The organism is Citrobacter sp. RHBSTW-01013, from assembly GCF_013781985.1.
GTDB lineage: Bacteria > Pseudomonadota > Gammaproteobacteria > Enterobacterales > Enterobacteriaceae > Citrobacter > Citrobacter braakii.
On the sequence record NZ_CP056185.1, the window covers coordinates 618612 to 643947 of the forward strand.

Consider the following 25336-nt stretch of genomic DNA (forward strand, 5'->3'; position numbering starts at 1 on the left):
CCTCAGAGAAGTTTATAGAGGTCCTGGGCGGCTTCTGTTGGAACGCCCTGAACGAAGCACTCCACCCCAGCGGCTTTTAGCCCGTTGAACGCCGTAATATCGGTAGCGTCTACAGAAACCGTTTTGGCGATTTGTTGCTTGCCGTTGGCATAGTGCATATTGCCAACGTTGATACGGTTAACAGGAACACCGCCTTCAACCAGACGGAAGAAATCCGCAGGCGATTTGCAAACCAGCAGAATTTTCTGGCGATCGGCGGCACGGTGAATATTGTCGATCACTTTTTGTAGTGACCAGAAGCGTACGGCGATCCCTTCTGCCAGTACCATTTCCATCAGGTTTTGCTGTACTGGGTCTTCAGCCACTTCATCATTAGCGACCAGCACCAGATTTGCCCCCGCAAATCCGACCCATTGCACACCAACCTGACCGTGAATCAGACGTTCATCAATGCGACTTAATACAATGTTTGGCATGGTATTTTTCTCTTTTTTGTTATTCGTTACGATCTGGCGCACCCAGGCAGGCGCAGTGATATTGCTGCAGTATGTCCTGAATATGGTTAATGATGAGTTCTCGCGGTGTGGCGTTGAGATCTCCCCCGCGCACTTTTACGTACTGCAAGGGTAAATACTGGCTAATTAGCGGCAGTGGAATGGGGTCATCCGCCAGATTACGCACCAGACGTTCGAATGCTTCATCAATCTGGTTGTCCGGCCAGTAGTAACGAACCCGATCGGAGTAGCTATAACCGCGGGCCAAACGGCGCGCGTTGCCATCGCCGTGATAGTGGCTCTGCCAGTATTCTGGTCGATCAAGCATCACGCTTTCCAGCACATGTCGCAGGCCTGAACTGGCTTTTGCTGGCAGCAATTCTTCTTCAATAGCGGCTAACGAAAACAGTGCTTCGCGCAGGGCGAATGTCAGCGCGGGTCCCACTTTCAGAATGGCGAAGTGATCTATCACCAGTTGGCGCAAGGAGTGTGGCGTTTGGTAATCGGTAGAATGCGCTTCAAAAACCAGCGTGTCGTAGTCTTCCACCATTTTGCTGAGTGCCACGGCTTTCTGCGGTTGATAATCAATGATGTGTGTGTGGTCGAATTCAACGCCAGGTTGTACCACCAGGGCGATAATACGCGGCCAGATACCTTCCAGCCCGCGCTTTTCAAAGGCGTGATAATGGGCCTGTAACGTTGCACGTGCGGCATCCGGCGTTGTTACCGCCAGTTCGGTTAACGCTTCGTGAGCGCCACCAGGTACCGGAACTTCTGTGCCGATCACATAGACCAGGTCAGACTCACCAAAATGTGCCATACAGGTTTCTTCGGCTACTTTTGCCAGGCGTGCGGCGCGCTCGGCGACGATTTCATCAGTCAGGGGAACCGGGTCGTTAGTACACGACATGCTGCAATCGAGGTGGATCTTTTTAAAGCCTGCGGCGACATAACTCTTGATCAGATCGTCAGCGTTGGCCATTGCCTCTTCTGCTGGCAGATTTTGCCAACGGTTTGGCCCAAGATGGTCCCCGCCGAAAATCAGCATATCCTGAGAAAAATTAAGCGAGTCGGCTAAACGGCAGACAAAACTGCGAAAATCGGCTGGAGTCATCCCCGTATAGCCGCCAAACTGGTCAACCTGATTAGAGGTTGCTTCGATCAACAGCGGTGTATGATTGGCATGGGCGTAGCGTATTGCGGCTTCCAGTACGATTGGATGTGCGGAACAAACGGCATAAATCCCGTTTGCCTTCCCCCATTTATGCTGCTCGACCATTTTAGTTAGATGTTTCACTTTCCTCTCCAGGTCAGGTAACTACGACATCATTCTTTCGTTTTGTTTCATTTAATACTGCATCATGGTGGTATAAAAATAAAACGAAAGATAATGGTTTTCCGATCTGTTTCACAAAAGAAACGCAATGAAAGGTTTCAGCGTAAATCTGTCTGGCTCTTACCCGTTTGCGGGGCTTGCATTCACGTAAAAGAAAGGCGTTAATAGACAAAACGAAATAAAACGAAAGATTCAACTAAAGGATTTCATATGAGTAACACCGAGTCCTCTGCAGACAAGCGCGTTATCGGCACTAGCGAAAGACGTGAGCAGATCATCCAGCGATTACGGCAGCAGGGAAGCGTTCAGGTTAACGATCTTTCTTTATTTTTTGGCGTCTCCACGGTCACTATTCGTAACGACCTCGCCTTTCTGGAAAAGCAGGGGATTGCGGTACGCGCCTATGGTGGAGCGCTGATTTGCGAAAGCAATGCGCTTGTTGTGGAGCCTTCTGTTGAAGATAAGAGCTCACTCAATACGGCGGTAAAACGCAGTATTGCCAGAGCCGCTGCGGAGTTGATCAAACCGGGGCACCGCGTGATTCTCGACTCCGGTACCACGACGTATGAAATTGCCCGCCTGATGCGCCAGCAAACCAACGTCATTGCTATGACTAACGGTATGAATGTCGCCAATGCGTTACTGGAAGCCGAAGGGGTTGAGCTGCTGATGACCGGCGGCCATTTGCGTCGTCAGTCGCAATCATTTTATGGCGATCAGGCAGAGCAATCGCTACAAAATTATCACTTCGACATGCTGTTTCTTGGCGTTGATGCTATCGATTTAGAGCGTGGTGTTAGCACACACAACGAAGATGAAGCGCGTCTCAACCGTCGGATGTGTGAAGTAGCTGAGCGTATCATTGTCGTTACTGACTCGACGAAGTTTAACCGCTCCAGCCTGCATAAGATCATTGATACCCAGCGGATTGATATGATTATTGTTGATGAAGGTATTCCAGAGGATAGTCTGGAAGGTTTACGTAAACATGGGATTGAGGTTGTTCTGGTGAGTATCTGATAAAAAAGTCGGGAAGTTTGCGAACTCCCCGACCTGTAATCGAATTTAGCTTTCAGGAATCAGGTCACTGGCGCCGGGTTAAACACCGCCAGTTGGTTATGCAGTCCCCATTGATCCGAGAAGGTTTTCTTACGCCCGCTGGCGACGTCGAGAATAAACTCGAACAGTTTCAGACCCACGTCTTCAATGGTTTCTTCCCCGGTAGCAATGGTGCCTGCGTTGATGTCCATCAGGTCAAACCAACGGTTGGCCAGCTCGGTACGGGTCGCCATTTTTATCACCGGCACGGCCATCAGTCCGTACGGCGTACCGCGACCGGTGGTGAACACCTGCACGGTGATCCCGGAAGCGACCTGCTGCGTACCGCAGACAAAATCACTGGCGGGTGTAGCCGCGTAAATCAGGCCGCGTTTGGTTGGGCGTTGACCCGGCGACAAGACTTCGACAATCGCGCTCTTGCCAGACTTGGCAATAGAACCCAGCGCTTTTTCCACCACGTTTGCCAGACCGCCTTTCTTGTTGCCTGGAGAAGGGTTGGCGCTGCGATCCGTTTTGCCCATATCAAGGTAGTTATCGTACCAGGCCATCTCTTCAAGCAGGCGTTTACCTACTTCTTCGTTAATCGCACGTGGGGTCAGAAGATGGATGGCATCGCGCACTTCGGTAACCTCAGAGAACATTACGGTGGCGCCGCAGCGTACTAACAGGTCGGAGGCATAACCGACCGCCGGGTTGGCCGTCACGCCTGAAAACGCATCGCTGCCGCCGCACTGCATGCCGACCACCAGTTCTGATGCCGGGCAGGTTTCACGCTGGCGTTGATTGAGTTTTGCCAGATGGTGTTCAGCCACCTGCAAAATATCGGCAACCATCGATTGAAAGCCAACGTGTTTATCATCCTGCAGGCTGACGATGCTGGCGCTGTCGACCGGAATACTTTTCACATCGTGCGTGCCTTCCAGCAGGCGCTCTGGCTGCAGTTTTTCGCAGCCGAGGCCAATGACCATCACTTCACCGCCAAAGTTCGGGTTTAGCGCAATATTGTGAATGGTACGAATCGGCACGATGGCGGCTGGGGCATTAATCGCCACGCCGCAGCCGTACAGATGATTGAGTCCGACCACGCCGTCAACGTTCGGGTATTTGGGCAGCAGATCGCGCTCAATGATTTTCACCACATAATCCACCACGCCCGCCACGCAGTGCACGCTGGTGGAAATACCGAGCAGATTCTTGGTGCCGACACTACCGTCCGCATTGCGATAACCTTCGAAGGTGTAACCCTCAAGAGGCGGCAGCGGCTCTGGCACTTTGGTTGCCAGCGGCAGCGTCTCCAGCGGCGGGGCCTTGGGTAGCTCAACCATTGATTCATCAATCCAACTGCCGCGTGGGATATCGCGAACGGCATAGCCTATCACTTCGCCATAACGCACGATTTCACCGCGAACAGGAATATCCAAGAGCGCCACTTTATGTCCCTGGGGAATATGTTCAATGAGTTCCAGTCCGTCTGGAAAACGCGTCCCAGCTTTCAGACCATTGTCATTGACAATTATCGCCACATTATCTGTTTCGTGAACTTTAATATAAAACGCCGTTGGCGATTCTTGTCTGATTTCGATGTCGGCCATTGTCCAGTATTCTCCAACAAGGTGGTGATAATAGTGTGGATATTAATATTTTGAATCTAATTATAAGTAATAAAGATTCGGTATCGTGAAATAAGAATGTCAGGAGTTTATCGCCAAGAATGTGATGATGATCACTTAAACTCAGCAAGGCCGCCCCACCAGGGGTAGCAATACGTAAATGTGTGCATTAGCGCCCATGTATGTGTGCATATGCCCAAAACATTATTTTAATAACGCATGTTTAATGAGCGCTTGCACAATGATTAACGTTGCGCTGCTGATTATACTAAATCACGGTTTCATAGCGTCTGATAAATTATTATGCATTCTTATTATCAGTAAGTTATCACCAGGAATATCTACCCAATAATAATAAAAATTTAATGTACCCGAGGTAATTAGAATGATTCTGGATACAGTAGTCGAGAAAAAGAAAGGCACGCACACCCGTTACTTAATATTGCTGATAATATTTATCGTTACAGCCGTTAACTATGCGGACCGTGCAACGCTGTCAATTGCCGGCACGGAAGTGGCGAAAGAGTTACAGCTCAGTGCCATCTCAATGGGGTACATTTTCTCCGCTTTCGGCTGGGCTTACCTGTTAATGCAAATCCCCGGCGGCTGGCTGCTGGATAAGTTCGGTTCAAAGAAAGTCTATACCTACAGCCTGTTCTTCTGGTCACTGTTTACCTTCCTGCAGGGCTTTGTCGACATGTTCCCGCTGGCCTGGGCGGGTATTTCAATGTTCATCATGCGCTTTATGCTGGGCTTCTCGGAAGCGCCGTCCTTCCCGGCGAATGCCCGGATCGTGGCGGCCTGGTTCCCGACGAAAGAGCGCGGTACGGCGTCCGCAATTTTTAACTCCGCACAGTATTTCTCTCTGGCGCTGTTTTCGCCGCTGCTGGGCTGGCTGACCTTCGCCTGGGGCTGGGAACATGTCTTTACCGTGATGGGCGTGATTGGTTTTGTGCTCACCGTGCTGTGGGTAAAGTTTATTCATAACCCAACCGATCACCCGCGTATGTCGCAAGAAGAGCTGAAGTTTATCTCTGAAAACGGCGCGGTCGTGGATATGGACCATAAAAAGCCGGGTGATGTGAAGTCAGGCGGTCCTAAATTGCATTATATCAAGCAGTTGCTCACTAACCGTATGATGCTCGGCGTGTTCTTCGGACAGTATTTTATCAACACAATTACCTGGTTTTTCCTCACCTGGTTCCCGATTTACCTGGTACAGGAAAAAGGCATGTCGATCCTGAAAGTGGGCCTGGTGGCTTCGATCCCTGCGCTGTGCGGATTTGCCGGTGGCGTACTCGGCGGCGTGTTCTCTGATTATCTGATTAAACGTGGCCTCAGCATCACTCTGGCACGTAAGCTGCCGATTGTGCTCGGAATGCTGCTCGCCTCGACCATTATTCTGTGTAACTACACCGATAACACCACCCTGGTGGTGGCGCTGATGGCGCTGGCGTTCTTCGGTAAAGGCTTCGGGGCGCTGGGATGGCCGGTGATTTCCGATACTGCGCCGAAAGAGATTGTCGGTCTGTGCGGTGGGGTATTTAACGTATTTGGCAATGTGGCTTCCATCGTCACCCCGCTGGTGATTGGGTATCTGGTGAGCGAGCTGCACTCATTTAATGCTGCGCTGATGTTTGTAGGGTGCTCGGCGCTGATGGCAATGGTTTGCTACCTGTTTATTGTCGGTGACATTAAACGTATGGAATTGCAGAAATAAACAAAGGTGTAAGCGATGAATAACACGATTTTTCCGAATAAGTTTAAAGCGGCTCTCGCGGCGCAACAGATTCAGATTGGCTGCTGGTCTGCATTAGCCAGCCCAATCAGTACCGAAGTTTTAGGCCTGGCGGGTTTTGACTGGCTGGTGCTGGACGGCGAACACGCGCCGAACGACATATCGACGTTTATCCCGCAATTGATGGCGCTGAAAGGCAGCGCCAGCGCGCCGGTAGTGCGCGTACCGACCAACGAGCCGGTAATTATCAAACGCCTGCTGGATATCGGATTTTACAATTTCCTGATCCCGTTCGTGGAGACGGAAGAAGAGGCGGTGAACGCCGTGGCGTCGACCCGCTATCCGCCGGAAGGTATTCGCGGCGTGTCCGTATCCCATCGCGCCAATATGTTTGGCACCGTACCGGACTACTTTGCGCAGTCGAATAAGAACATCACCATCATCGTGCAGATCGAAAGTCAGCAGGGCGTCGATAACGTTGACGCAATCGCGGCGACAGAAGGCGTCGACGGGGTCTTCGTCGGCCCAAGCGATCTGGCTGCGGCGTTAGGCCACCTCGGCAATGCGTCACACCCTGATGTGCAGAAAGCTATCCAGCACATTTTTGCCCGCGCGAAAGCACACGGCAAACCAAGCGGCATTCTGGCCCCGGTAGAGGCGGATGCGCGTCGTTATCTGGAGTGGGGCGCGACGTTTGTTGCCGTTGGCAGCGATCTTGGCGTGTTCCGTTCAGCCACGCAAAAATTGGCTGATTCTTTTAAGAAATAACCCCCCTCGACAGTAGAGAGAGATAAAGACATGACAATGAAAGTTGGTTTTATTGGCCTCGGTATTATGGGTAAACCAATGAGTAAAAACCTCCTCAAGGCAGGTTACTCGCTGGTGGTTGCTGACCGTAACCCGGAATCCATTGCGGAAGTGATTGCCGCAGGCGCAGAAACCGCCGCCACGGCGAAAGATATTGCCGAGCAGTGCGATGTGATCATCACCATGCTGCCGAATTCTCCGCATGTGAAAGAAGTGGCGCTGGGAGAGGGCGGCATTATTGAAGGGGCGAAACCGGGGACAGTGCTGATCGACATGAGCTCCATCGCGCCGTTAGCCAGCCGTGAAATCAGCGACGCGCTGAAAGCGAAAGGCGTGGATATGCTGGACGCGCCGGTAAGCGGCGGCGAACCGAAAGCTATCGACGGTACTCTGTCGGTGATGGTTGGCGGTGATAAAGCGATTTTTGACAAATATTACGATCTGATGAAGGCGATGGCAGGTTCCGTGGTACATACCGGTGATATCGGTGCAGGTAACGTCACCAAGCTGGCGAATCAGGTGATTGTGGCGCTGAACATTGCGGCGATGTCGGAAGCGCTGACGCTGGCGACCAAAGCGGGCGTAAACCCGGATCTGGTGTATCAGGCGATCCGTGGTGGGCTGGCGGGAAGCACCGTACTGGATGCGAAAGCGCCGATGGTTATGGACAGAAACTTTAAGCCGGGTTTCCGTATCGACCTGCATATTAAAGATCTGGCGAACGCGCTGGATACCTCTCATGGCGTTGGCGCTCAGTTACCGCTGACTGCTGCAGTCATGGAGATGATGCAGGCGCTACGTGCTGATGGGCTGGGCACCGCCGATCATAGCGCACTCGCATGCTACTACGAAAAACTGGCGAAAGTGGAAGTCACTCGCTAACAAGAAGGGCGCGGATGCGCGCCCTGTATTTCTTGCCTTGCGCGGCACTGTCAGGCTACATAACTATGAAAATCGTAATTGCCCCAGACTCTTATAAAGAAAGCCTTTCTGCCACCGAGGTAGCTCAGGCAATAGAAAAAGGATTTCGGGAAATTTTCCCCGATGCGCAATATGTTTCTGTCCCGGTTGCCGATGGCGGTGAAGGAACGGTCGAAGCCATGATTGCCGCTACGCAGGGGAGTGAACATTCAGCGTGGGTGACAGGGCCGCTGGGCGAAAAAGTGAATGCCTGCTGGGGCATGTCTGGAGATGGTAAAACCGCGTTTATCGAAATGGCGGCAGCCAGCGGTCTGGCGTTGGTTCCACCTGAAAAGCGTAACCCGTTAGTCACCACGTCGCGCGGCACCGGGGAGTTGATTTTGCAGGCGCTGGATAGCGGTGCGCAGAGCATCATTATTGGTATTGGCGGTAGTGCGACCAACGACGGCGGCGCGGGTATGGTGCAGGCGCTGGGGGCGAAACTCTGCGACGCCAACGGGACAGAGATTGGCAACGGTGGTGGAAGCCTGGAGAGTCTGAACACCATCGATATAACGGGCCTGGATCCGCGCTTAAAAACCTGCTCAATTCGCGTGGCCTGCGATGTAACCAATCCACTCACCGGCGATACTGGCGCTTCGCGCATTTTTGGCCCGCAGAAAGGGGCGACGGAAGAACGCATTATCGAACTGGACCGCAATCTGTCTCACTATGCCGACATCATTAAAAAATCGCTGCGGGTTGATGTGAAAGACGTTCCTGGCTCTGGTGCGGCTGGCGGAATGGGTGCCGCATTAATGGCTTTTTTAGGTGCGGAGCTGCGCAGTGGTATTGAGATTGTGACCCAGGCGCTCAATCTGGAAGAGCATATTCATGACTGTACGCTGGTGGTGACCGGAGAAGGGCGGATTGACAGCCAGAGCATTCACGGCAAAGTGCCGGTGGGGGTGGCGAATGTCGCGAAGAAGTACCACAAGCCGGTAATTGGTATTGGCGGCAGCCTGACGCGCGATGTGGAGGTGGTGCATCAATATGGTATCGATGCGGTGTTTAGCGTATTAACCACCATCAGCACGCTGGAAGAGGCCTTTCGTGGGGCATTTGATAATATTTATCGCGCTTCAAGAAACATCGCCGCCACGTTGGCGATAGGAATGCGCAGTGCGGGGTGACAATGCCCCGCAAACCCTCTATACTGCGCGCCGAAGCTGACCAGACAGTCGCCGCTTCGTCGTCGTCCTCTTCGGGGGAGACGGGCGGAGGGGAGGAAAGTCCGGGCTCCATAGGGCAGGGTGCCAGGTAACGCCTGGGGGGGAAACCCACGACCAGTGCAACAGAGAGCAAACCGCCGATGGCCCACGCAAGTGGGATCAGGTAAGGGTGAAAGGGTGCGGTAAGAGCGCACCGCGCGGCTGGTAACAGTCCGTGGCACGGTAAACTCCACCCGGAGCAAGGCCAAATAGGGGTTCACAAGGTACGGCCCGTACTGAACCCGGGTAGGCTGCTTGAGCCAGTGAGCGATTGCTGGCCTAGATGAATGACTGTCCACGACAGAACCCGGCTTATCGGTCAGCTTCACCTCTTTATAAAACCCCGCTTCGGCGGGGTTTTTGCTTTGTAGGCAGACTGTCCACGACGCTATACTCAAAAGAACGCGGCTTATCGGTCAACTTCACTCTTTATAAAAACCCCGCTTCGGCGAGGTTTTTGCTTTGTAGGCAAGTGAGATGAATGACTGTCCACGACGCTATACTCAAAAGAACGCGGCTTATCGGTCAAATTCACTCTTTATAAAACCCCGCTTTGGCGGGGTTTTTGCTTTATAGACTGGATAAGACGTTTACACTGCCATCCGGCAGACGTTTTTCCTGTCGTGTTGTAGTTGGTTCACCACGAATCAGGCCTTTATTTCCCATTCATCTCATCGTTATTTGACATTTATTTACGCGCTGAACTTCTTTTATCTAAGGGAATGTCTTGCGGGATATTTCCTTTTTTGTGATGACTAGCACAAAACGCTGCGCGATACGTTTTTATCGAGAATAATCGAACGCAATCGATCGCCATCACAAAATTACTGGCTGATAAATTGTACAAAACTACTGTTAATGCAATGTTGCATATGATGATTATTTGTATGTTTTGGTTTAAATATTAATAAACGCAATGTTTCTTTACAAACAAATAAGGCTAAAAAACGTGATGCATAACGTTATTTGACCACTATAAACGATAAAATATAATTATATTTGATAAGTTGCTTATTAAATTTAAGCGCTGTTTTGCCTGGTAATTACTCTGTAATTGATTGAAATATAGCCTTTCGTGGTTTTAAGAAATAGCAGGAGAAATGGTGTTGTTATAGCCATAAAAAATCGTTATCCCCCCATCTTTTTTTGATTAAAGTCAGGATAAAGTGAGATCGATATTTCATATCTATATGATTATTAAGTGATTTCAATTTAAATAATAGTCTTACAAAATGTAAGTCAAGGGGATTTGTGAGTGGTAGCACATATCCTCGTTCGCTTAATTTGGTACACTTCCTGCCGTCAACAAAGTAATTAGCGCAGGTCGATATGAATACTATTACACTCCCTAAAACACAGCACTTAGTGGTCTTTCAGGAAGTCATTAGAAGTGGTTCTATCGGCTCAGCTGCAAAAGAATTAGGTTTAACTCAACCGGCTGTCAGCAAAATCATTAATGATGTAGAAGCTTATTTCGGTATTGAGTTAGTCGTACGCAAAAATACTGGTGTGACATTAACTCAGGCAGGTCAGGTTATGCTCTCATGGTCTGAATCTATTACCCGTGAAATGAAGAACATGGTTGATGAGATGAACAGCATGACGAGCAATGCGGTCGTTGATGTGTCGTTTGGCTTTCCTTCACTGATTGCCTTCACCATCATGTCCGGCATGATTAAAAAATTCAAAGAAGTGTTCCCGAAAGCGCAGGTTTCCATGTATGAAGCTCAGCTCTCCTCGTTCTTACCTGCGATTCGTGACGGGCGTCTGGACTTCGCGATCGGTACGCTGAGTGATGAGATGAAACTGCACGATCTGCATGTTGAACCGCTCTTTGAGTCAGACTTCATCCTGGTTGCCAGCAAGTCCCGAACATGCACCGGCATCACCTCGCTGAGCGCGTTGAAAAACGAACAGTGGGTGTTGCCACAAACGAATATGGGGTACTACAGTGAACTTCTAACCACGTTACAAAATAATGGCATCAGCAGTGAAAACATCGTTAAAACAGACTCCGTCGTTACGATTTATAATCTTGTTCTCAATGCTGATTTCTTAACAGTAATTCCCTGCGATATGACCACACCATTTGGCTCAAACCAGTTTATTACTATCCCGGTAGAAGAAACCTTACCCGTCGCGCGTTATGCCGCCGTATGGTCGAAAAATTATCGAATTAAAAAAGCAGCATCTATTTTGGTGGAATTAGCCAAAGAGTATTCATCATATAATTGTCGGAGACGAAGGCAATTAATTGAAATTGATTAAAGATTGAATTTGTTTTAACACGAAATCAACGCCATCTGTCTATTTCTGACAATGGTCACGGCTATCTATTTACTTTAATACCCTAGTAAGAGGTTCTAATGCACATTACATACGATCTCCCAGTTGCAATTGAAGATATCCTCGAAGCGAAAAAAAGACTGGCGGGGAAAATTTATAAAACGGGAATGCCTCGCTCTAACTATTTTAGTGAACGTTGCAAAGGGGAAATTTTCCTCAAGTTTGAAAATATGCAGCGTACCGGTTCATTTAAAATCCGTGGTGCGTTTAACAAGCTCAGTTCATTAACCGAAGCTGAAAGATGTAAGGGCGTGGTGGCTTGCTCTGCAGGTAACCATGCGCAAGGGGTTTCTCTCTCCTGCGCCATGCTCGGAATCGACGGCAAAGTGGTCATGCCGAAAGGCGCGCCGAAGTCTAAAGTTGCTGCAACCTGCGATTATTCCGCAGAGGTTGTGCTGCACGGCGACAACTTCAACGACACCATCGCTAAGGTTAGCGAGATTGTGGAAACTGAAGGCCGTATCTTTATTCCGCCCTATGATGACCCGAAAGTGATTGCTGGTCAGGGCACTATTGGTCTGGAAATTCTGGAAGATCTGTACGATGTCGATAACGTGATTGTGCCAATTGGCGGTGGCGGACTGATTGCTGGTATTGCGGTGGCAATTAAATCTATTAACCCGACTATTAAAATTATTGGCGTACAGTCTGAAAATGTTCATGGCATGGCGGCTTCTTTCCACGCTGGAGAAATAACCACGCACCGAACGACCGGCACCCTGGCGGATGGTTGTGACGTTTCCCGCCCGGGTACTTTAACGTATGAAATTGTTCGTGAGTTGGTGGATGACATTGTCCTGGTCAGCGAAGATGAAATTCGCAACAGCATGGTGGCATTAATTCAGCGAAATAAAGTTGTGACTGAAGGTGCCGGCGCGCTGGCTTGCGCAGCATTATTAAGCGGGAAATTAGATAGCTATATCCAGAACAGAAAAACAGTCAGCATTATTTCTGGCGGTAATATCGACCTTTCTCGTGTATCTCAAATTACTGGTTTAGTTGACGCTTAATATACTTCGTTGAGGATAGGATATGAGTACTACTGATAGCATTGTATCCAGCCAGACAAAACAGTCGTCCTGGCGCAAATCGGACACCACCTGGACACTGGGTTTATTTGGTACAGCCATCGGCGCCGGGGTGCTGTTCTTCCCTATCCGCGCAGGTTTTGGCGGACTGATCCCCATTCTGATAATGCTGGTGTTAGCATACCCCATCGCCTTCTATTGCCACCGGGCGCTGGCACGCCTGTGTCTTTCCGGTTCTAACCCTTCCGGTAACATCACAGAAACGGTTGAAGAGCACTTTGGTAAAACGGGCGGCGTGGTTATCACGTTCCTCTACTTCTTTGCGATTTGTCCGCTGCTGTGGATTTATGGCGTCACCATTACCAACACCTTTATGACCTTTTGGGAAAACCAGTTGCAGATGCCAGCGTTAAACCGTGGCTTCGTGGCACTGTTCCTGCTGCTGTTGATGGCATTCGTCATCTGGTTTGGTAAGGATCTGATGGTTAAAGTGATGAGCTACCTGGTATGGCCGTTTATTGCCAGCCTGGTGCTGATCTCTCTGTCTCTGATTCCTTACTGGAACTCTGCGGTTATCGATCAGGTTGATCTCAGCAATATCGCTCTGACTGGCCATGACGGCATCCTGGTTACCGTGTGGCTGGGTATTTCCATCATGGTGTTCTCTTTCAACTTCTCACCTATCGTTTCTTCCTTCGTGGTCTCTAAACGTGAAGAGTATGAGAAAGATTACGGTCGCGAATTTACCGAGCAGAAATGTTCAAAAATCATCTCCCGCGCCAGTATGCTGATGGTTGCCGTGGTGATGTTCTTTGCCTTTAGCTGCCTGTTCACGCTCTCTCCGGCAAACATGGCGGATGCGAAAGCGCAGAACATTCCAGTACTGTCTTACCTGGCGAACCACTTCGCTTCACTGTCCGGTTCGAAGTCCACCTTCGCGACCGTTCTGGAGTACGGCGCTTCAATCATCGCACTGGTTGCTATCTTCAAATCTTTCTTCGGCCACTACCTGGGCACGCTGGAAGGTCTGAACGGTCTGGTGCTGAAGTTTGGTTACAAAGGCGATAAAACTAAGGTTTCCGCTGGCAAACTTAATACCATCAGCATGATCTTCATCATGGGCTCCACCTGGGTTGTGGCTTACGCCAACCCGAACATCCTGGACCTGATTGAAGCAATGGGTGCGCCGATTATTGCCTCTCTGCTCTGCCTGCTGCCGATGTATGCCATCCGTAAAACGCCATCACTGGCGAAATACCGTGGCCGTCTGGATAACGTGTTTGTTACCGCGATTGGTCTGCTGACTATCCTGAACATCGTCTACAAACTGTTTTAATCCTTAAGCTCAGGATGAGCGGAGTAGTGAAATGAATGAGTTTCCGGTAGTACTGGTTATTAACTGTGGTTCGTCTTCCATTAAATTCTCAGTGCTGGATGCAGCGAACTGTGAAGTTTTAATGGCGGGAATCGCGGACGGTATTAACTCTGAAAATGCGTTCATAGCAATTAATGGAGGAGAGCCAGCTAAGCTGGCTCACCACAGCTACGAAGACGCATTAAAAGCAATCGCCGTTGAACTGGAAAAACGTAATTTAATGGACAGCGTGGCCTTAATTGGCCACCGCATTGCCCACGGTGGAAATATCTTTACCGAATCAGCAATTATTACTGACGACGTTATCGATAATATTCGCCGGGTATCGCCTTTAGCACCGTTACATAATTATGCGAACCTCAGTGGGATTGAGTCCGCACAGCACCTTTTCCCAGGCGTGCAGCAGGTTGCGGTATTTGACACCAGCTTCCACCAGACGATGGCCCCTGAGGCCTATCTTTACGGTCTACCGTGGAAATATTTTGAGGAGTTAGGCGTTCGTCGTTATGGCTTCCACGGTACGTCGCACCGCTATGTATCTCAGCGAGCGCATGAGCTTCTTGAGCTGCAGAGTGATGACTCCGGTCTGGTTGTGGCTCACCTGGGGAACGGCGCGTCAATCTGCGCGGTGCGTAACGGGCAGAGCGTTGATACCTCAATGGGCATGACGCCGTTGGAAGGGCTGATGATGGGCACACGCAGCGGCGACGTCGATTTCGGCGCCATGGCGTGGATTGCCAGCGAAACCAACCAGACGCTGAGCGACCTTGAGCGCGTTGTGAATAAAGAGTCCGGTTTACTGGGTATTTCCGGTTTGTCCTCTGACTTACGTACGTTAGAAAAAGCCTGGCACGAGGGACATGAGCGTGCGCAGCTGGCGATTAAAACGTTTGTGCATCGTATCGCGCGCCATATCGCCGGACATGCCGCTTCGCTGCATCGTCTTGATGGGATTATTTTCACCGGTGGAATAGGTGAGAACTCGGTATTAATTCGTCGTCTGGTTATCGAGCATCTCGCCGTTTTAGGGGTGAATATCGACAGCGAGATGAATAGCCTGCCAAATTCCCATGGCGAAAGAATTATCTCTAATAAAGATGCTCGTGTTATTTGTGCGGTTATTCCCACAAATGAAGAGAAAATGATTGCGCGTGATGCCATTGCGTTAGGCAAAATTAATATACCAGTAGAATTTGCATAATTAATTTTCAGCAGAGAGATTATTTTTCATGAAGGTAAATATCGATACCAGCGATATGCTGTATGCCGAAGCCTGGAATGGCTTTAAAGGTACGGACTGGAAAGAAGAAATTAATGTCCGTGATTTTATTCAGCACAACTATACGCCTTATGAAGGGGATGAATCTTTCCTCGCCGAAGCAACGCCAGCGACCACTGCATTGTGGGAAAAAGTTATGGCGGGCATCCGTATTGAAAACTCGACGCACGCGCCGGTTGATTTCGATACCAATATTGCCACCACGATAACCGCACATGATGCGGGTTATATTGAACAAGAACTGGAAAAAATCGTTGGTCTGCAAACGGATAAGCCGCTCAAGCGTGCTCTGCATCCGTTTGGCGGCATCAACATGATCAAGAGCTCTTTTGATGCTTATGGTCGTGAGATGGATGCTGATTTTGAATACCAGTTTACTGAACTGCGTAAAACCCATAACCAGGGCGTATTCGACGCCTACTCTCCGGATATGCTGCGCTGCCGTAAATCCGGCGTGCTGACCGGTCTGCCGGACGGCTATGGCCGTGGTCGTATCATCGGCGACTATCGCCGCGTCGCGCTGTACGGTATCCGCTACCTGGTACGTGAGCGTGAACTGCAGTTTGCCGATCTCCAGTCGAACCTGGAGTGGGGCCAGAATCTTGAAGCCACGATTCGCCTGCGCGAAGAGCTGTCTGAGCACCGTCGCGCCCTGCTGCAGATGCAGGAAATGGCAGCGAAGTACGGCTGCGATATCTCCCGCCCGGCGCGTAATGCGCAGGAAGCGGTGCAGTGGGTTTACTTTGCTTACCTGGCTGCGGTGAAATCTCAGAACGGCGGCGCAATGTCGCTGGGCCGTACCGCATCGTTCCTCGACATCTATATTGAGCGCGATTTCAAAGCGGGAATTTTAAACGAGCAGCAGGCGCAGGAGCTGATCGACCACTTCATTATGAAGATCCGTATGGTGCGCTTCCTGCGTACGCCGGAATTCGACACCCTGTTCTCAGGCGACCCTATCTGGGCGACTGAAGTTATCGGCGGCATGGGGCTGGATGGCCGCACGCTGGTGACGAAAAACTCGTTCCGCTACCTGCATACGCTGCACACCATGGGACCGGCGCCTGAGCCGAACCTGACGGTGCTGTGGTCTGAAGCGCTGCCGATTGCCTTCAAAAAGTACGCCGCCCAGGTGTCTATCATCACCTCGTCTTTGCAGTATGAAAACGACGATTTGATGCGTGCCGACTTTGACAGCGATGACTATGCCATTGCCTGCTGCGTAAGCCCGATGGTTATCGGCAAACAAATGCAGTTCTTCGGTGCGCGTGCCAACCTCGCCAAAACGTTGCTGTACGCAATCAACGGCGGCGTGGATGAGAAGCTGAAAATTCAGGTTGGGCCGAAAACGGCACCGCTGATGGATGACGCGCTGGATTACGATACGGTGATGGAGAGCCTGGACCACTTTATGGACTGGCTGGCCGTGCAGTACATCAGCGCGCTGAACATCATCCACTATATGCACGACAAGTACAGCTATGAAGCTTCGCTGATGGCGCTGCACGATCGTGATGTCTATCGCACGATGGCTTGTGGTATGGCGGGTCTGTCCGTGGCGGCGGATTCTCTGTCGGCTATCAAATACGCCCGCGTGAAACCGATTCGTGATGAAAACGGCCTGGCTGTCGATTTCGAAATCGAAGGCGACTATCCGCAATACGGCAACAACGACGAGCGAGTAGACAGCATTGCCTGCGACCTGGTCGAACGCTTCATGAAGAAAATTAAGGTGTTGCCAACCTACCGTAACGCAGTGCCGACGCAGTCCATCCTGACCATCACCTCCAACGTGGTGTACGGACAGAAAACCGGTAACACGCCGGACGGACGTCGCGCAGGTACGCCGTTTGCACCAGGGGCTAACCCGATGCACGGTCGCGATCGTAAAGGCGCGGTTGCGTCGTTAACCTCGGTGGCCAAACTGCCGTTTACCTATGCCAAAGACGGCATCTCGTACACCTTCTCCATTGTGCCGGCTGCACTGGGCAAAGAAGATGGGGTGCGTAAAACCAACCTGGTTGGTCTGCTGGACGGTTACTTCCACCATGAAGCGCATGTGGAAGGTGGGCAGCATCTGAACGTTAACGTTATGAACCGTGAAATGTTGATGGATGCTATTGAGCACCCGGAAAACTATCCAAACCTGACGATCCGCGTGTCTGGCTATGCGGTGCGCTTCAACGCGTTGACCCGTGAACAGCAGCAGGATGTTATTTCACGTACTTTCACCCAGGCGCTCTGACGCCGGAGGGATTATGAGAAAAGTTATTGCAACCGAATGTGCGCCAGGGGCGATTGGGCCTTACGTACAGGGGGTGGATCTGGGCAGCATGGTGTTGACGTCAGGTCAAATCCCGGTGTGTCCACAGACCGGTGAAGTGGCAGAAAACGTGGCCGATCAGGCACGTCAAAGCTTGGAAAACGTGAAAGCGATCGTCGAGTCCGCAGGTTTGAAAGTGAGCGATATCGTGAAGACTACCGTTTTCGTATCCGACCTGAACGACTTCGCCACCATTAACCAGGTGTACCAGCAGTTCTTTGATGAGCATCAGGCTATCTACCCCACGCGCAGTTGCGTACAGGTCGCCCGCTTACCAAAGGATGTGAAGCTGGAGATTGAAGCCATCGCCGTACGTGGCGACACGCTGTAATCCCTTGCGGGGCGATCTCAGGATCGCCCCAATCCTTAATGAGTGTGAAACCTGGTCTTCACTGAACGGCAATCCGAGGGTGTGGATATGATTAGCGCATTCGATATTTTCAAGATTGGCATTGGACCTTCCAGCTCCCATACCGTGGGGCCAATGAACGCAGGTAAAAGCTTTATCGATCTGTTGGTCAGCAGCGGCGAACTCCCCAGAACCACGCATATTGTGGTCGATCTTTACGGATCGCTTTCCCTGACCGGGAAAGGTCATGCGACAGATGTCGCGATCATGATGGGGCTGGCCGGTAACAGTCCGCAAAACGTTAATATAGACTCAATCGCTGGTTTTACTCAGGAAGTGGCCCGTACCGGACGTTTGCCGGTTGCTGAGGGCGCGCATGTTGTCGATTTCTCTCCAGATGAAAATATTCTCTTTCATACCGAAACGCTGCCACGCCATGAAAATGGCATGCGTATCACCGCGTGGAACGGCACCGAGAGGCTATTAAGCAAAACCTATTACTCCGTCGGCGGTGGTTTTATCATTGAAGAGGAGCAATTTGGGCAGGTGCATGATGTTGAAGCACACGTGCCCTACAATTTTCATTCCGCCAGCGAACTGCTGAAACTGTGCGAGCGCAATGGGCTGTCTGTTTCCGGCTTGATGATGCAAAACGAGCTGGCGATGCGCAGCAAAGAGGAAATCGATGCTGGCTTTGCCGCCATTTGGGACGTCATGCACGCCGGGATTGAGCGCGGCATGAACACCGAAGGCGTCCTGCCGGGGCCGCTTAACGTTCCGCGTCGCGCCGTGGCATTACGTCGGTTGCTGGTTTCCAGCGATAATCTGTCCAGCGACCCGATGAACGTTATTGACTGGATCAACATGTTCGCGCTGGCCGTGAGCGAAGAAAACGCCGCCGGCTGCCGGGTTGTGACGGCGCCGACCAACGGTGCATGTGGGATTATTCCCGCCGTATTGGCCTATTACGACAAGTTCCGCCGTCCGGTGAATGCGAACTCCATTGCCCGATATTTGCTGGCCGCGGGGGCGATAGGCGCGCTGTATAAGATGAACGCCTCTATTTCTGGTGCTGAGGTGGGCTGCCAGGGTGAGATTGGCGTAGCCTGTTCAATGGCGGCTGCCGGTCTGACGGAACTGCTGGGCGGTAGCCCGTCGCAGGTCTGTATCGCAGCGGAAATCGCCATGGAGCATAACCTGGGGCTGACCTGCGATCCGGTAGCCGGACAGGTGCAAATACCGTGCATTGAACGTAATGCGATCAACGCAGTAAAAGCCGTCAACGCCGCGCGCATGGCGCTACGTCGAACGTCAGAACCACGCGTTTCGCTCGATAAAGTGATCGAGACCATGTATGAAACGGGCAAAGATATGAACGACAAATACCGTGAAACCTCACGCGGTGGGTTGGCAATTAAAGTGGTTTGTACCTGAGGTGTAAAGCCGTGCCTGGTCAGCGCAGCGCTATCCAGCAATAAATTAATCAATATGGCATGATAAAAAAAGGTGCACGTTAGTGCGTAATGCTTGTCAGTTAACGAGGATGAGTGGCCGTAGCGATAATGGAAAGTGGCACATACGGAGGTAATGAATCTGTTGCCTCCGGCGTATTGCTACGTTCACCTTAGTGATATCACTTCTCTGAGACAATACGACCTGTGAACGTGTTAAGGGTGCTATCGCTGTACTGAACCCCGGATCCTGGACAAACAGTTCAGACTCCGGAGGTTCAAAATGAAACATCCTTTTCCTCTCAGACTGGCGGCTGTTCAGCACGTTCTGTCCGGCCAAGCCGGAATTGCTGAAGCTGCACGCCAGTTTAAAGTCGGCAGGACGCCACTCTCCCGCTGGATACGCGCCTTCAGGCAGCAGGGTGAGACAGGTCTGGAGCATCGTCCTCATCGTTTTTATTCCGCAGAGTTCAAACTTCGTGTGGTTCACTATATCCTTGAAAACCGCTGCAGCAGCGCTGACGCTTCTGCGCTCTTTGCCATTCCCAATGAGACGCTGATCCAGAACTGGTTGCACAGATATCGTACAAAAGGCACAGTGGAACTTAATCCGTCCAGAGCAGGCTCCGCCATGACCAAACGTAAACAGCCTTCCGAAGCAAAACCTTACAGTGAAATGACGCATCCTGAGCTGCTCAGAGAGCTTGAATATCTGCGGGCGGAGAATGCATATTTAAAAAAGCTGAAGGCCCTGAGAGCGGAAAATGCGCTCAGGGAGCAGCAGAAAAAGCCCGGCTAGTCCGCCTGCTGCTGCCTGACCACTCGCTGAGATGCCTGCTGCGGGCGGCCAGCCTGCCCCGCAGCAGCTGGTACTATCATCAGGCTAAACCCGCCAGCAGGCCTGACAAATACGCGGAAGTAATACCGCTTATGGCGGCAATCCACAGGCAACACAAGGAGTGCTATGGCTATCGTCGCATGACTACGGAGCTGAGAAGAAGGGGTACCCGACTGAACCATAAAACGGTGGGGAAGCTGATGAGGCGGCAGGGTCTGTTCTGTCAGATTCGGCGCAAAAAGTACAGTTCGTGGATGAACGACAGTAATCAGGCTTCGCTTAATCTTCTTGCCCGGCGCTTCAGAACAGAAGAAAGCGGAAAAAAGTGGTGCACTGATGTGACAGAGTTCAGGATCGGACAGGAGAAGCTGTATCTGTCTGTGGTGCAGGACCTGTTTAATCTCGAAATTATCGCGTGGCAGATGTCTCAGAAGCCGGTGCTGAGCCTGACCTGCGGGATGCTGGAACAAGCGCTGAAAGCCCCAGTCCGGAAAACAGGGCTGATGCTACACAGTGACCAGGGCTGGCAGTACCGGACGCCGATGTGGCGTTCAATGCTGGCAGATGCCGGAGTGACCCAGAGTATGTCACGCAAAGGGAACTGCCTGGATAATGCGGTGATGGAAAACTTCTTCAGCCATCTGAAGGTGGAGATGTATCACCGTAACCGGTATGACTCAGTGAATGTGCTGATGCAGGATATCGAAGGCTATATCTGTTACTTCAATAATGAAAGGATCAGCCTCAAAACAGGTATGAGCCCGGTGGAATACCGGGCATCAAGAGAAATGTAAAAAGTGTCCAGGTTATGGGGTTCAGTACAATCGCCGTACCCTTAACAATCCCGGCTCCCGGCGGGAAAATTGCCGCTCCGCGGTCCCCTCCGTTTATTCCTCCAGGCTACCGGGCCGGGCGCGAGGTAGCGTCCCTGCAAAACGCGCCCTGAACCCGCATCCCTGCGGGTTCTCCCGGCCTTACGGAAACACGTCGGCAATTTTCAGCCGGACCAGCCCACACCTGACCACCTGCGTTTTTTATCTGAACAGCAAAACAGAGTTAACTGGAAGTCAGTGCACCGTGCACGTTCACGGGTATCAGCGCTTCAGAAAAGTGATACTACTGAGGTGAACGGAACCCTGAGCCGAAATCACATGTTCTCCATAATGCTTAACTGACTGGCATTACATGTTAGTGCGCCTTTTTTGTTGTGATCTGCTTCAAATATAGAAATTCAATTCTTTATATGGAAATAAAAGAGAAAATATTTCTTAACTTTTAGAAATTACAGGGGTTTGTTTGTGAAGTTTTTCTCTGATCCTGCGCGTATGATTTCCTCATTACTCCAATAGCTCACCTGCACCGTAGTACTGCGTATCGCATTGAGGCAGTACGAAAAAAATATAAAAACCTCTACCTACACATTGAGCGGAAAATTATGGAAACGGCAACGAATAACAGCGTAATACTCGACGCATCTGCTCCGGCACGTCGGGCGGGAATGACCGAAAGTGAATGGCGTGAAGCCATTAAATTCGACAGCATGGACACCGGCTGGGTCATTATGAGTATCGGTATGGCAATTGGTGCGGGGATTGTTTTTCTTCCCGTCCAGGTGGGTTTGATGGGGCTGTGGGTGTTTTTGCTCTCCTCTATCATCGGCTACCCAGCCATGTATCTGTTCCAGCGTCTGTTTATTAATACGCTGGCTGAGTCCCCAGAGTGTAAAGACTACCCGAGCGTAATCAGCGGCTATCTGGGTAAGAACTGGGGCATCCTGTTAGGTGCGTTGTATTTTGTGATGCTGGTTATCTGGATGTTCGTCTATTCCACCGCCATCACCAACGATAGCGCCTCCTACCTGCATACTTTTGGCGTTACTGAAGGTTTACTGTCCGACAGCCCGTTCTATGGCCTGGTGCTGATTTGCATCCTGGTGGCTATCTCGTCCCGCGGGGAAAAACTGCTGTTTAAAATCTCCACCGGTATGGTACTGACTAAGCTGCTGGTGGTGGCGGCGCTTGGCGTGTCGATGGTTGGGATGTGGCATTTATATAACGTAGGTTCACTGCCGCCGATGGCGCTGCTGATCAAAAACGCGATTATCACGCTGCCGTTTACCCTGACCTCGATTCTGTTTATTCAGACCTTAAGCCCGATGGTTATCTCCTATCGTTCTCGCAATAAATCCATTGAAGTGGCACGCCATAAAGCCCTGCGAGCCATGAATATTGCGTTCGGTATTCTGTTTGTGACCGTCTTTTTCTACGCCGTTTCCTTCACGCTGGCGATGGGCCATGACGAAGCGGTTAAAGCTTATGAGCAGAACATTTCCGCTCTGGCGATTGCCGCGCAGTTTATCAGCGGCGCGGGTGCTGGCTGGGTGAAAATCGTCAGCGTTATTCTGAACATCTTTGCCGTAATGACCGCTTTCTTCGGCGTTTACTTAGGGTTCCGTGAAGCCACTCAAGGGATCGTGATGAACGTGCTGCGCCGCAAAATGCCAGCCGAGAAAATCAATGAGACCCTGGTTCAGCGCGGCATTATGGTTTTCGCTATCCTGCTGGCGTGGGGAGCCATTGTGCTCAATGCGCCGGTACTGAGCTTCACTTCTATTTGTAGCCCTATCTTCGGCATGGTGGGATGTCTGATCCCGGCCTGGTTGGTCTACAAAGTTCCTGCACTGCACAAATACAAAGGCGCTTCCCTGTATCTGATTATTGTCACGGGCCTGCTGCTGTGCGTTTCTCCGTTCCTGGCATTTTCCTGAGATATCTGAGCAAAGGTTGTTGTTATGTTTGAGACTACATTGAATCCATTATGGGATAGTTTTATCCGCGCGGTGCAGGAAGAAGTTAAGCCTGCGCTGGGCTGCACGGAACCTATCTCTCTGGCTCTGGCGGCAGCGGTCGCCTCCTCTGAGCTGGACGGCGCGGTTGAACGCATTGATGCGTGGGTCTCACCGAACCTGATGAAAAACGGCATGGGCGTTACCGTGCCGGGTACCGGAATGGTTGGGCTGCCTGTCGCGGCGGCACTGGGGGCGCTGGGGGGAAATGCCCACGCCGGTTTAGAGGTACTGAAAGACGCCTCGCCTCAAGCGATTGCCGATGCGAAAGCGATGCTTACCGCCGGGAAGGTCGCGGTGATGCTGCAGGAGCCATGCGAGGACATTCTCTTCTCCCGTGCGAAGGTTTATAGCGCTGAAGGATGGGCGTGCGTGACGATTGTTGGTGGTCATACCAACATTGTGCACATTGAGACCAATAAGGGCGTGGTGTTCACGACAGAACAGAACGCTCAGGAAGAGGAACAAGAGTCACCGCTGGCGGTATTATCCCACACGTCGCTGGAAGAGATTCTGGCGTTCGTGAACGCGGTACCGTTTGAGTCAATCCGCTTTATTCTCGATGCGGCAAAACTGAACGGTGCCCTTTCCCAGGAAGGGCTGCGCGGTAACTGGGGCTTGCACATCGGAACCACGCTTGAGAAGCAGTGCGCGCGTGGCCTGCTGGCGAACGATCTCTCCACCTCTATTCTGATCCGCACCAGTGCGGCATCGGATGCGCGAATGGGCGGGGCGACGCTTCCGGCAATGAGCAACTCGGGCTCCGGTAATCAGGGGATTACCGCGACCGTTCCGGTAATGGTGGTGGCTGAGCACTTTGGTGCGGATGAAGAGAAACTGGCGCGTGCGCTGATGTTGTCTCACCTGAGCGCTATCTACATCCATCATCAGCTTCCGCGTTTGTCTGCACTGTGTGCGGCAACCACGGCGGCGATGGGCGCCGCGGCGGGGATGGCGTGGATCGTTGATGGTCGCTACAACACCATCGCGATGGCAATCAGCAGCATGATTGGCGACGTGAGCGGAATGATTTGCGATGGCGCCTCAAACAGCTGCGCGATGAAAGTTTCAACCAGCGCATCTGCGGCGTGGAAAGCGGTGCTGATGGCGCTGGATGACACCGCAGTGACCGGCAATGAAGGGATTGTGGCGCACAACGTGGAGCAATCGATCACGAACCTGTGTGCGCTGGCATGTCGCTCGATGCAGGAAACCGACAAGCAGATCATTGAGATCATGGCCAGTAAGGCACATTAATCTGCAGGCCGGGTAAGGCGGAATCGCCCCCGGCATAACTCTAAGCCGCCTTTTCAGGCGGCTTCTTCGTCTTCCAGACGTAGCTCGGCATCCGCCACAATCGCTTCCAGCTCTGTCAGCATTTCTTCATAGCCGAAGGTCACAGTATCCTGTTTTTTCGGCTCAACCTGCGGCTGGCATTTTTTTGATGATTTCTTGCTCAATAGTCGTACTCCATTGTTTTTCCTGACTATACGGGCAAATCTATCAGCAAAGCGCGCAGCGCGGTATCGGCGACTAACGTTATGTTAGTTTCGTCACGAATAAATGCGCCATCGCCGCAGGTGAGCGCTTCCTTTTCGGCGCCAGATGTCACCGCATGGAATCTGCCGTGGATCGACTGTAAGTAAGCCCGCGGCCCATGTAACTGAAAACTCAGCGATTCACCTTGTTGCAGTTCAACGTGGTGCACCCATACCTGTTGACGCAGATGCAGGCTGCCTTGTTCACCATCCGGCGAGGCGAGCAACTGATGCTTACCGGCACTCAGCGTGGCTTTCTGTACGCAGGCGTTTTCGCGCTGCGGGCAGGCATCCAGCCAGAGCTGCATTCGGGTTAACGGTTTATCTTTGCTGATATTGTGTTCGCTGTAGCTAATTCCCGGCTGTGTGGCGAGCAGTAAAACTTCTCCTGCCTTGGCCTGGATATGGTTACCTTCACTGTCGCGGTACTCCGCTTCCCCTTCGAGGATCAGATTGACGATATCCACCTTCGGATAGGTACGTGGCTGGAAAGAGGCTCCCGGTGCCAGAACTTCCTGGTTCAGAACACGCAGCGAGGCATAACCCAGCAGTTTAGGATCAAAATAGTGTCCAAAGGAGAAGGTATAACGGGCCTGCAGCCAGCCGTAGTCTGCTTGCCCGCATTGTTTGGCTGTACGGGTAGTAATCATAGATCTTGACCTCTCTTTACTTCCTTTTATGTTAAATGGCTAGACGCTGCATTGTTAGCCAGATATTCTGCCCGGTATGTTCAAATTTCCTGAATGAGA

20 protein-coding genes and 1 other RNA gene are annotated in these 25336 nt (G+C 51.4%); 16 read left to right on the forward strand and 5 right to left on the reverse strand.

Features of this window, described 5'->3' with window-relative positions; genetic code table 11:
• Window positions 1-2: 2 nt before the first annotated feature.
• Together agaV and kbaZ are read right to left on the reverse strand one after the other, a co-directional pair.
• Window positions 3-476, reverse strand: coding sequence for a PTS N-acetylgalactosamine transporter subunit IIB (gene agaV, locus HV350_RS03110; RefSeq protein WP_181629760.1), 474 nt, complete (start codon window positions 474-476; stop codon window positions 3-5).
• A 19-nt stretch (window positions 477-495) separates the two neighbouring features.
• Complete coding sequence (gene kbaZ / locus HV350_RS03115) at window positions 496-1773, reverse strand: tagatose-bisphosphate aldolase subunit KbaZ (RefSeq protein ID WP_232585341.1); 1278 nt, start codon at window positions 1771-1773, stop codon at window positions 496-498.
• 267 nt (window positions 1774-2040) lie between these two features.
• On the opposite strand from kbaZ, the gene HV350_RS03120 reads away from it, so the two are divergent.
• Entirely contained in the window at window positions 2041-2850 is an 810-nt protein-coding gene (locus HV350_RS03120) for a DeoR family transcriptional regulator (protein WP_016157548.1), read from the forward strand.
• 59 nt (window positions 2851-2909) lie between these two features.
• Here the strand turns inward: HV350_RS03120 and garD are convergent, their stop codons facing one another.
• Window positions 2910-4481: a galactarate dehydratase gene (gene garD / locus HV350_RS03125; protein ID WP_181629764.1), complete on the reverse strand. Its 1572-nt coding sequence runs from the start codon at window positions 4479-4481 to the stop codon at window positions 2910-2912.
• A 403-nt stretch (window positions 4482-4884) separates the two neighbouring features.
• Here garD and garP point away from each other — a divergent pair, with 403 nt between their 5' ends.
• From garP to HV350_RS03200, 15 genes are all read left to right on the forward strand, one after another.
• Window positions 4885-6219 carry a galactarate/glucarate/glycerate transporter GarP gene (gene garP, locus HV350_RS03130; protein WP_181629766.1) on the forward strand — a complete coding sequence of 445 codons (1335 nt, stop codon included), beginning with the start codon at window positions 4885-4887 and terminating at the stop codon, window positions 6217-6219.
• Window positions 6220-6234: 15 nt separating this feature from the next.
• Window positions 6235-7005, forward strand: coding sequence for a 2-dehydro-3-deoxyglucarate aldolase (gene garL, locus HV350_RS03135; protein ID WP_005131731.1), 771 nt, complete (start codon window positions 6235-6237; stop codon window positions 7003-7005).
• 30 nt (window positions 7006-7035) lie between these two features.
• Window positions 7036-7926, forward strand: coding sequence for a 2-hydroxy-3-oxopropionate reductase (gene garR / locus HV350_RS03140; protein ID WP_016154635.1), 891 nt, complete (start codon window positions 7036-7038; stop codon window positions 7924-7926).
• A 65-nt stretch (window positions 7927-7991) separates the two neighbouring features.
• The gene (gene garK, locus HV350_RS03145) at window positions 7992-9137 is read left to right on the forward strand and encodes a glycerate 2-kinase (protein WP_047358544.1); all 1146 of its coding nucleotides are present in this window, start codon (window positions 7992-7994) and stop codon (window positions 9135-9137) included.
• Between the two features lie 32 nt (window positions 9138-9169).
• An RNA gene (gene rnpB / locus HV350_RS03150) (RNase P RNA component class A) lies at window positions 9170-9546 on the forward strand.
• A 998-nt stretch (window positions 9547-10544) separates the two neighbouring features.
• Window positions 10545-11483: a transcriptional regulator TdcA gene (gene tdcA / locus HV350_RS03155; protein ID WP_003828596.1), complete on the forward strand. Its 939-nt coding sequence runs from the start codon at window positions 10545-10547 to the stop codon at window positions 11481-11483.
• Window positions 11484-11581: 98 nt separating this feature from the next.
• Window positions 11582-12571: a bifunctional threonine ammonia-lyase/L-serine ammonia-lyase TdcB gene (gene tdcB, locus HV350_RS03160; protein ID WP_003828594.1), complete on the forward strand. Its 990-nt coding sequence runs from the start codon at window positions 11582-11584 to the stop codon at window positions 12569-12571.
• 22 nt (window positions 12572-12593) lie between these two features.
• A complete protein-coding gene (gene tdcC / locus HV350_RS03165; protein WP_049282774.1) occupies window positions 12594-13925 on the forward strand; it encodes a threonine/serine transporter TdcC in 1332 nt (443 codons plus the stop codon).
• A gap of 31 nt (window positions 13926-13956) precedes the next feature.
• A complete protein-coding gene (gene tdcD / locus HV350_RS03170) occupies window positions 13957-15165 on the forward strand; it encodes a propionate kinase (protein WP_016154632.1) in 1209 nt (402 codons plus the stop codon).
• Between the two features lie 28 nt (window positions 15166-15193).
• Window positions 15194-17488, forward strand: a complete 2295-nt coding sequence (pflB, locus tag HV350_RS03175; protein ID WP_181629768.1) for a formate C-acetyltransferase — start codon at window positions 15194-15196, stop codon at window positions 17486-17488.
• A 13-nt stretch (window positions 17489-17501) separates the two neighbouring features.
• Window positions 17502-17897 carry an enamine/imine deaminase gene (locus HV350_RS03180; RefSeq protein WP_016157544.1) on the forward strand — a complete coding sequence of 132 codons (396 nt, stop codon included), beginning with the start codon at window positions 17502-17504 and terminating at the stop codon, window positions 17895-17897.
• Window positions 17898-17984: 87 nt separating this feature from the next.
• Window positions 17985-19349 carry an L-serine ammonia-lyase gene (gene tdcG, locus HV350_RS03185; protein ID WP_047413964.1) on the forward strand — a complete coding sequence of 455 codons (1365 nt, stop codon included), beginning with the start codon at window positions 17985-17987 and terminating at the stop codon, window positions 19347-19349.
• Between the two features lie 300 nt (window positions 19350-19649).
• Window positions 19650-20998 (forward strand): IS3 family transposase gene (locus HV350_RS03190; RefSeq protein ID WP_181629770.1). Its coding sequence is split into 2 segments (ribosomal slippage): window positions 19650-20100 and window positions 20100-20998, totalling 1350 coding nucleotides; the frame shifts between segments, so codons are not numbered across the junction.
• Between the two features lie 641 nt (window positions 20999-21639).
• Complete coding sequence (locus HV350_RS03195) at window positions 21640-22971, forward strand: amino acid permease (RefSeq protein WP_016157542.1); 1332 nt, start codon at window positions 21640-21642, stop codon at window positions 22969-22971.
• A 24-nt stretch (window positions 22972-22995) separates the two neighbouring features.
• Complete coding sequence (locus HV350_RS03200; protein WP_016154627.1) at window positions 22996-24306, forward strand: serine dehydratase subunit alpha family protein; 1311 nt, start codon at window positions 22996-22998, stop codon at window positions 24304-24306.
• 53 nt (window positions 24307-24359) lie between these two features.
• Here HV350_RS03200 and HV350_RS03205 read toward each other — a convergent pair whose 3' ends face one another.
• Complete coding sequence (locus HV350_RS03205; protein WP_165501422.1) at window positions 24360-24509, reverse strand: hypothetical protein; 150 nt, start codon at window positions 24507-24509, stop codon at window positions 24360-24362.
• Between the two features lie 26 nt (window positions 24510-24535).
• Window positions 24536-25237, reverse strand: coding sequence for a pirin family protein (locus tag HV350_RS03210; protein WP_016157539.1), 702 nt, complete (start codon window positions 25235-25237; stop codon window positions 24536-24538).
• Between the last annotated feature and the right edge of the window lie 99 nt (window positions 25238-25336).

What these genes read in the sequence shown, in the direction of transcription:
- kbaZ (WP_232585341.1), bottom strand. Translation starts at nt 1,773, where the DNA reads ATGGTCGAGCAGCATAAATGGGGGAAGGCAAACGGGATTTATGCCGTT.
- garL (WP_005131731.1), top strand. Translation starts at nt 6,235, where the DNA reads ATGAATAACACGATTTTTCCGAATAAGTTTAAAGCGGCTCTCGCGGCG.
- HV350_RS03200 (WP_016154627.1), top strand. Translation starts at nt 22,996, where the DNA reads ATGTTTGAGACTACATTGAATCCATTATGGGATAGTTTTATCCGCGCG.
- garD (WP_181629764.1), bottom strand. Translation starts at nt 4,481, where the DNA reads ATGGCCGACATCGAAATCAGACAAGAATCGCCAACGGCGTTTTATATT.
- tdcC (WP_049282774.1), top strand. Translation starts at nt 12,594, where the DNA reads ATGAGTACTACTGATAGCATTGTATCCAGCCAGACAAAACAGTCGTCC.
- agaV (WP_181629760.1), bottom strand. Translation starts at nt 476, where the DNA reads ATGCCAAACATTGTATTAAGTCGCATTGATGAACGTCTGATTCACGGT.
- HV350_RS03195 (WP_016157542.1), top strand. Translation starts at nt 21,640, where the DNA reads ATGGAAACGGCAACGAATAACAGCGTAATACTCGACGCATCTGCTCCG.
- tdcA (WP_003828596.1), top strand. Translation starts at nt 10,545, where the DNA reads ATGAATACTATTACACTCCCTAAAACACAGCACTTAGTGGTCTTTCAG.
- pflB (WP_181629768.1), top strand. Translation starts at nt 15,194, where the DNA reads ATGAAGGTAAATATCGATACCAGCGATATGCTGTATGCCGAAGCCTGG.
- garK (WP_047358544.1), top strand. Translation starts at nt 7,992, where the DNA reads ATGAAAATCGTAATTGCCCCAGACTCTTATAAAGAAAGCCTTTCTGCC.
- HV350_RS03180 (WP_016157544.1), top strand. Translation starts at nt 17,502, where the DNA reads ATGAGAAAAGTTATTGCAACCGAATGTGCGCCAGGGGCGATTGGGCCT.
- garP (WP_181629766.1), top strand. Translation starts at nt 4,885, where the DNA reads ATGATTCTGGATACAGTAGTCGAGAAAAAGAAAGGCACGCACACCCGT.
- HV350_RS03120 (WP_016157548.1), top strand. Translation starts at nt 2,041, where the DNA reads ATGAGTAACACCGAGTCCTCTGCAGACAAGCGCGTTATCGGCACTAGC.
- tdcD (WP_016154632.1), top strand. Translation starts at nt 13,957, where the DNA reads ATGAATGAGTTTCCGGTAGTACTGGTTATTAACTGTGGTTCGTCTTCC.
- HV350_RS03210 (WP_016157539.1), bottom strand. Translation starts at nt 25,237, where the DNA reads ATGATTACTACCCGTACAGCCAAACAATGCGGGCAAGCAGACTACGGC.
- tdcB (WP_003828594.1), top strand. Translation starts at nt 11,582, where the DNA reads ATGCACATTACATACGATCTCCCAGTTGCAATTGAAGATATCCTCGAA.
- tdcG (WP_047413964.1), top strand. Translation starts at nt 17,985, where the DNA reads ATGATTAGCGCATTCGATATTTTCAAGATTGGCATTGGACCTTCCAGC.
- garR (WP_016154635.1), top strand. Translation starts at nt 7,036, where the DNA reads ATGACAATGAAAGTTGGTTTTATTGGCCTCGGTATTATGGGTAAACCA.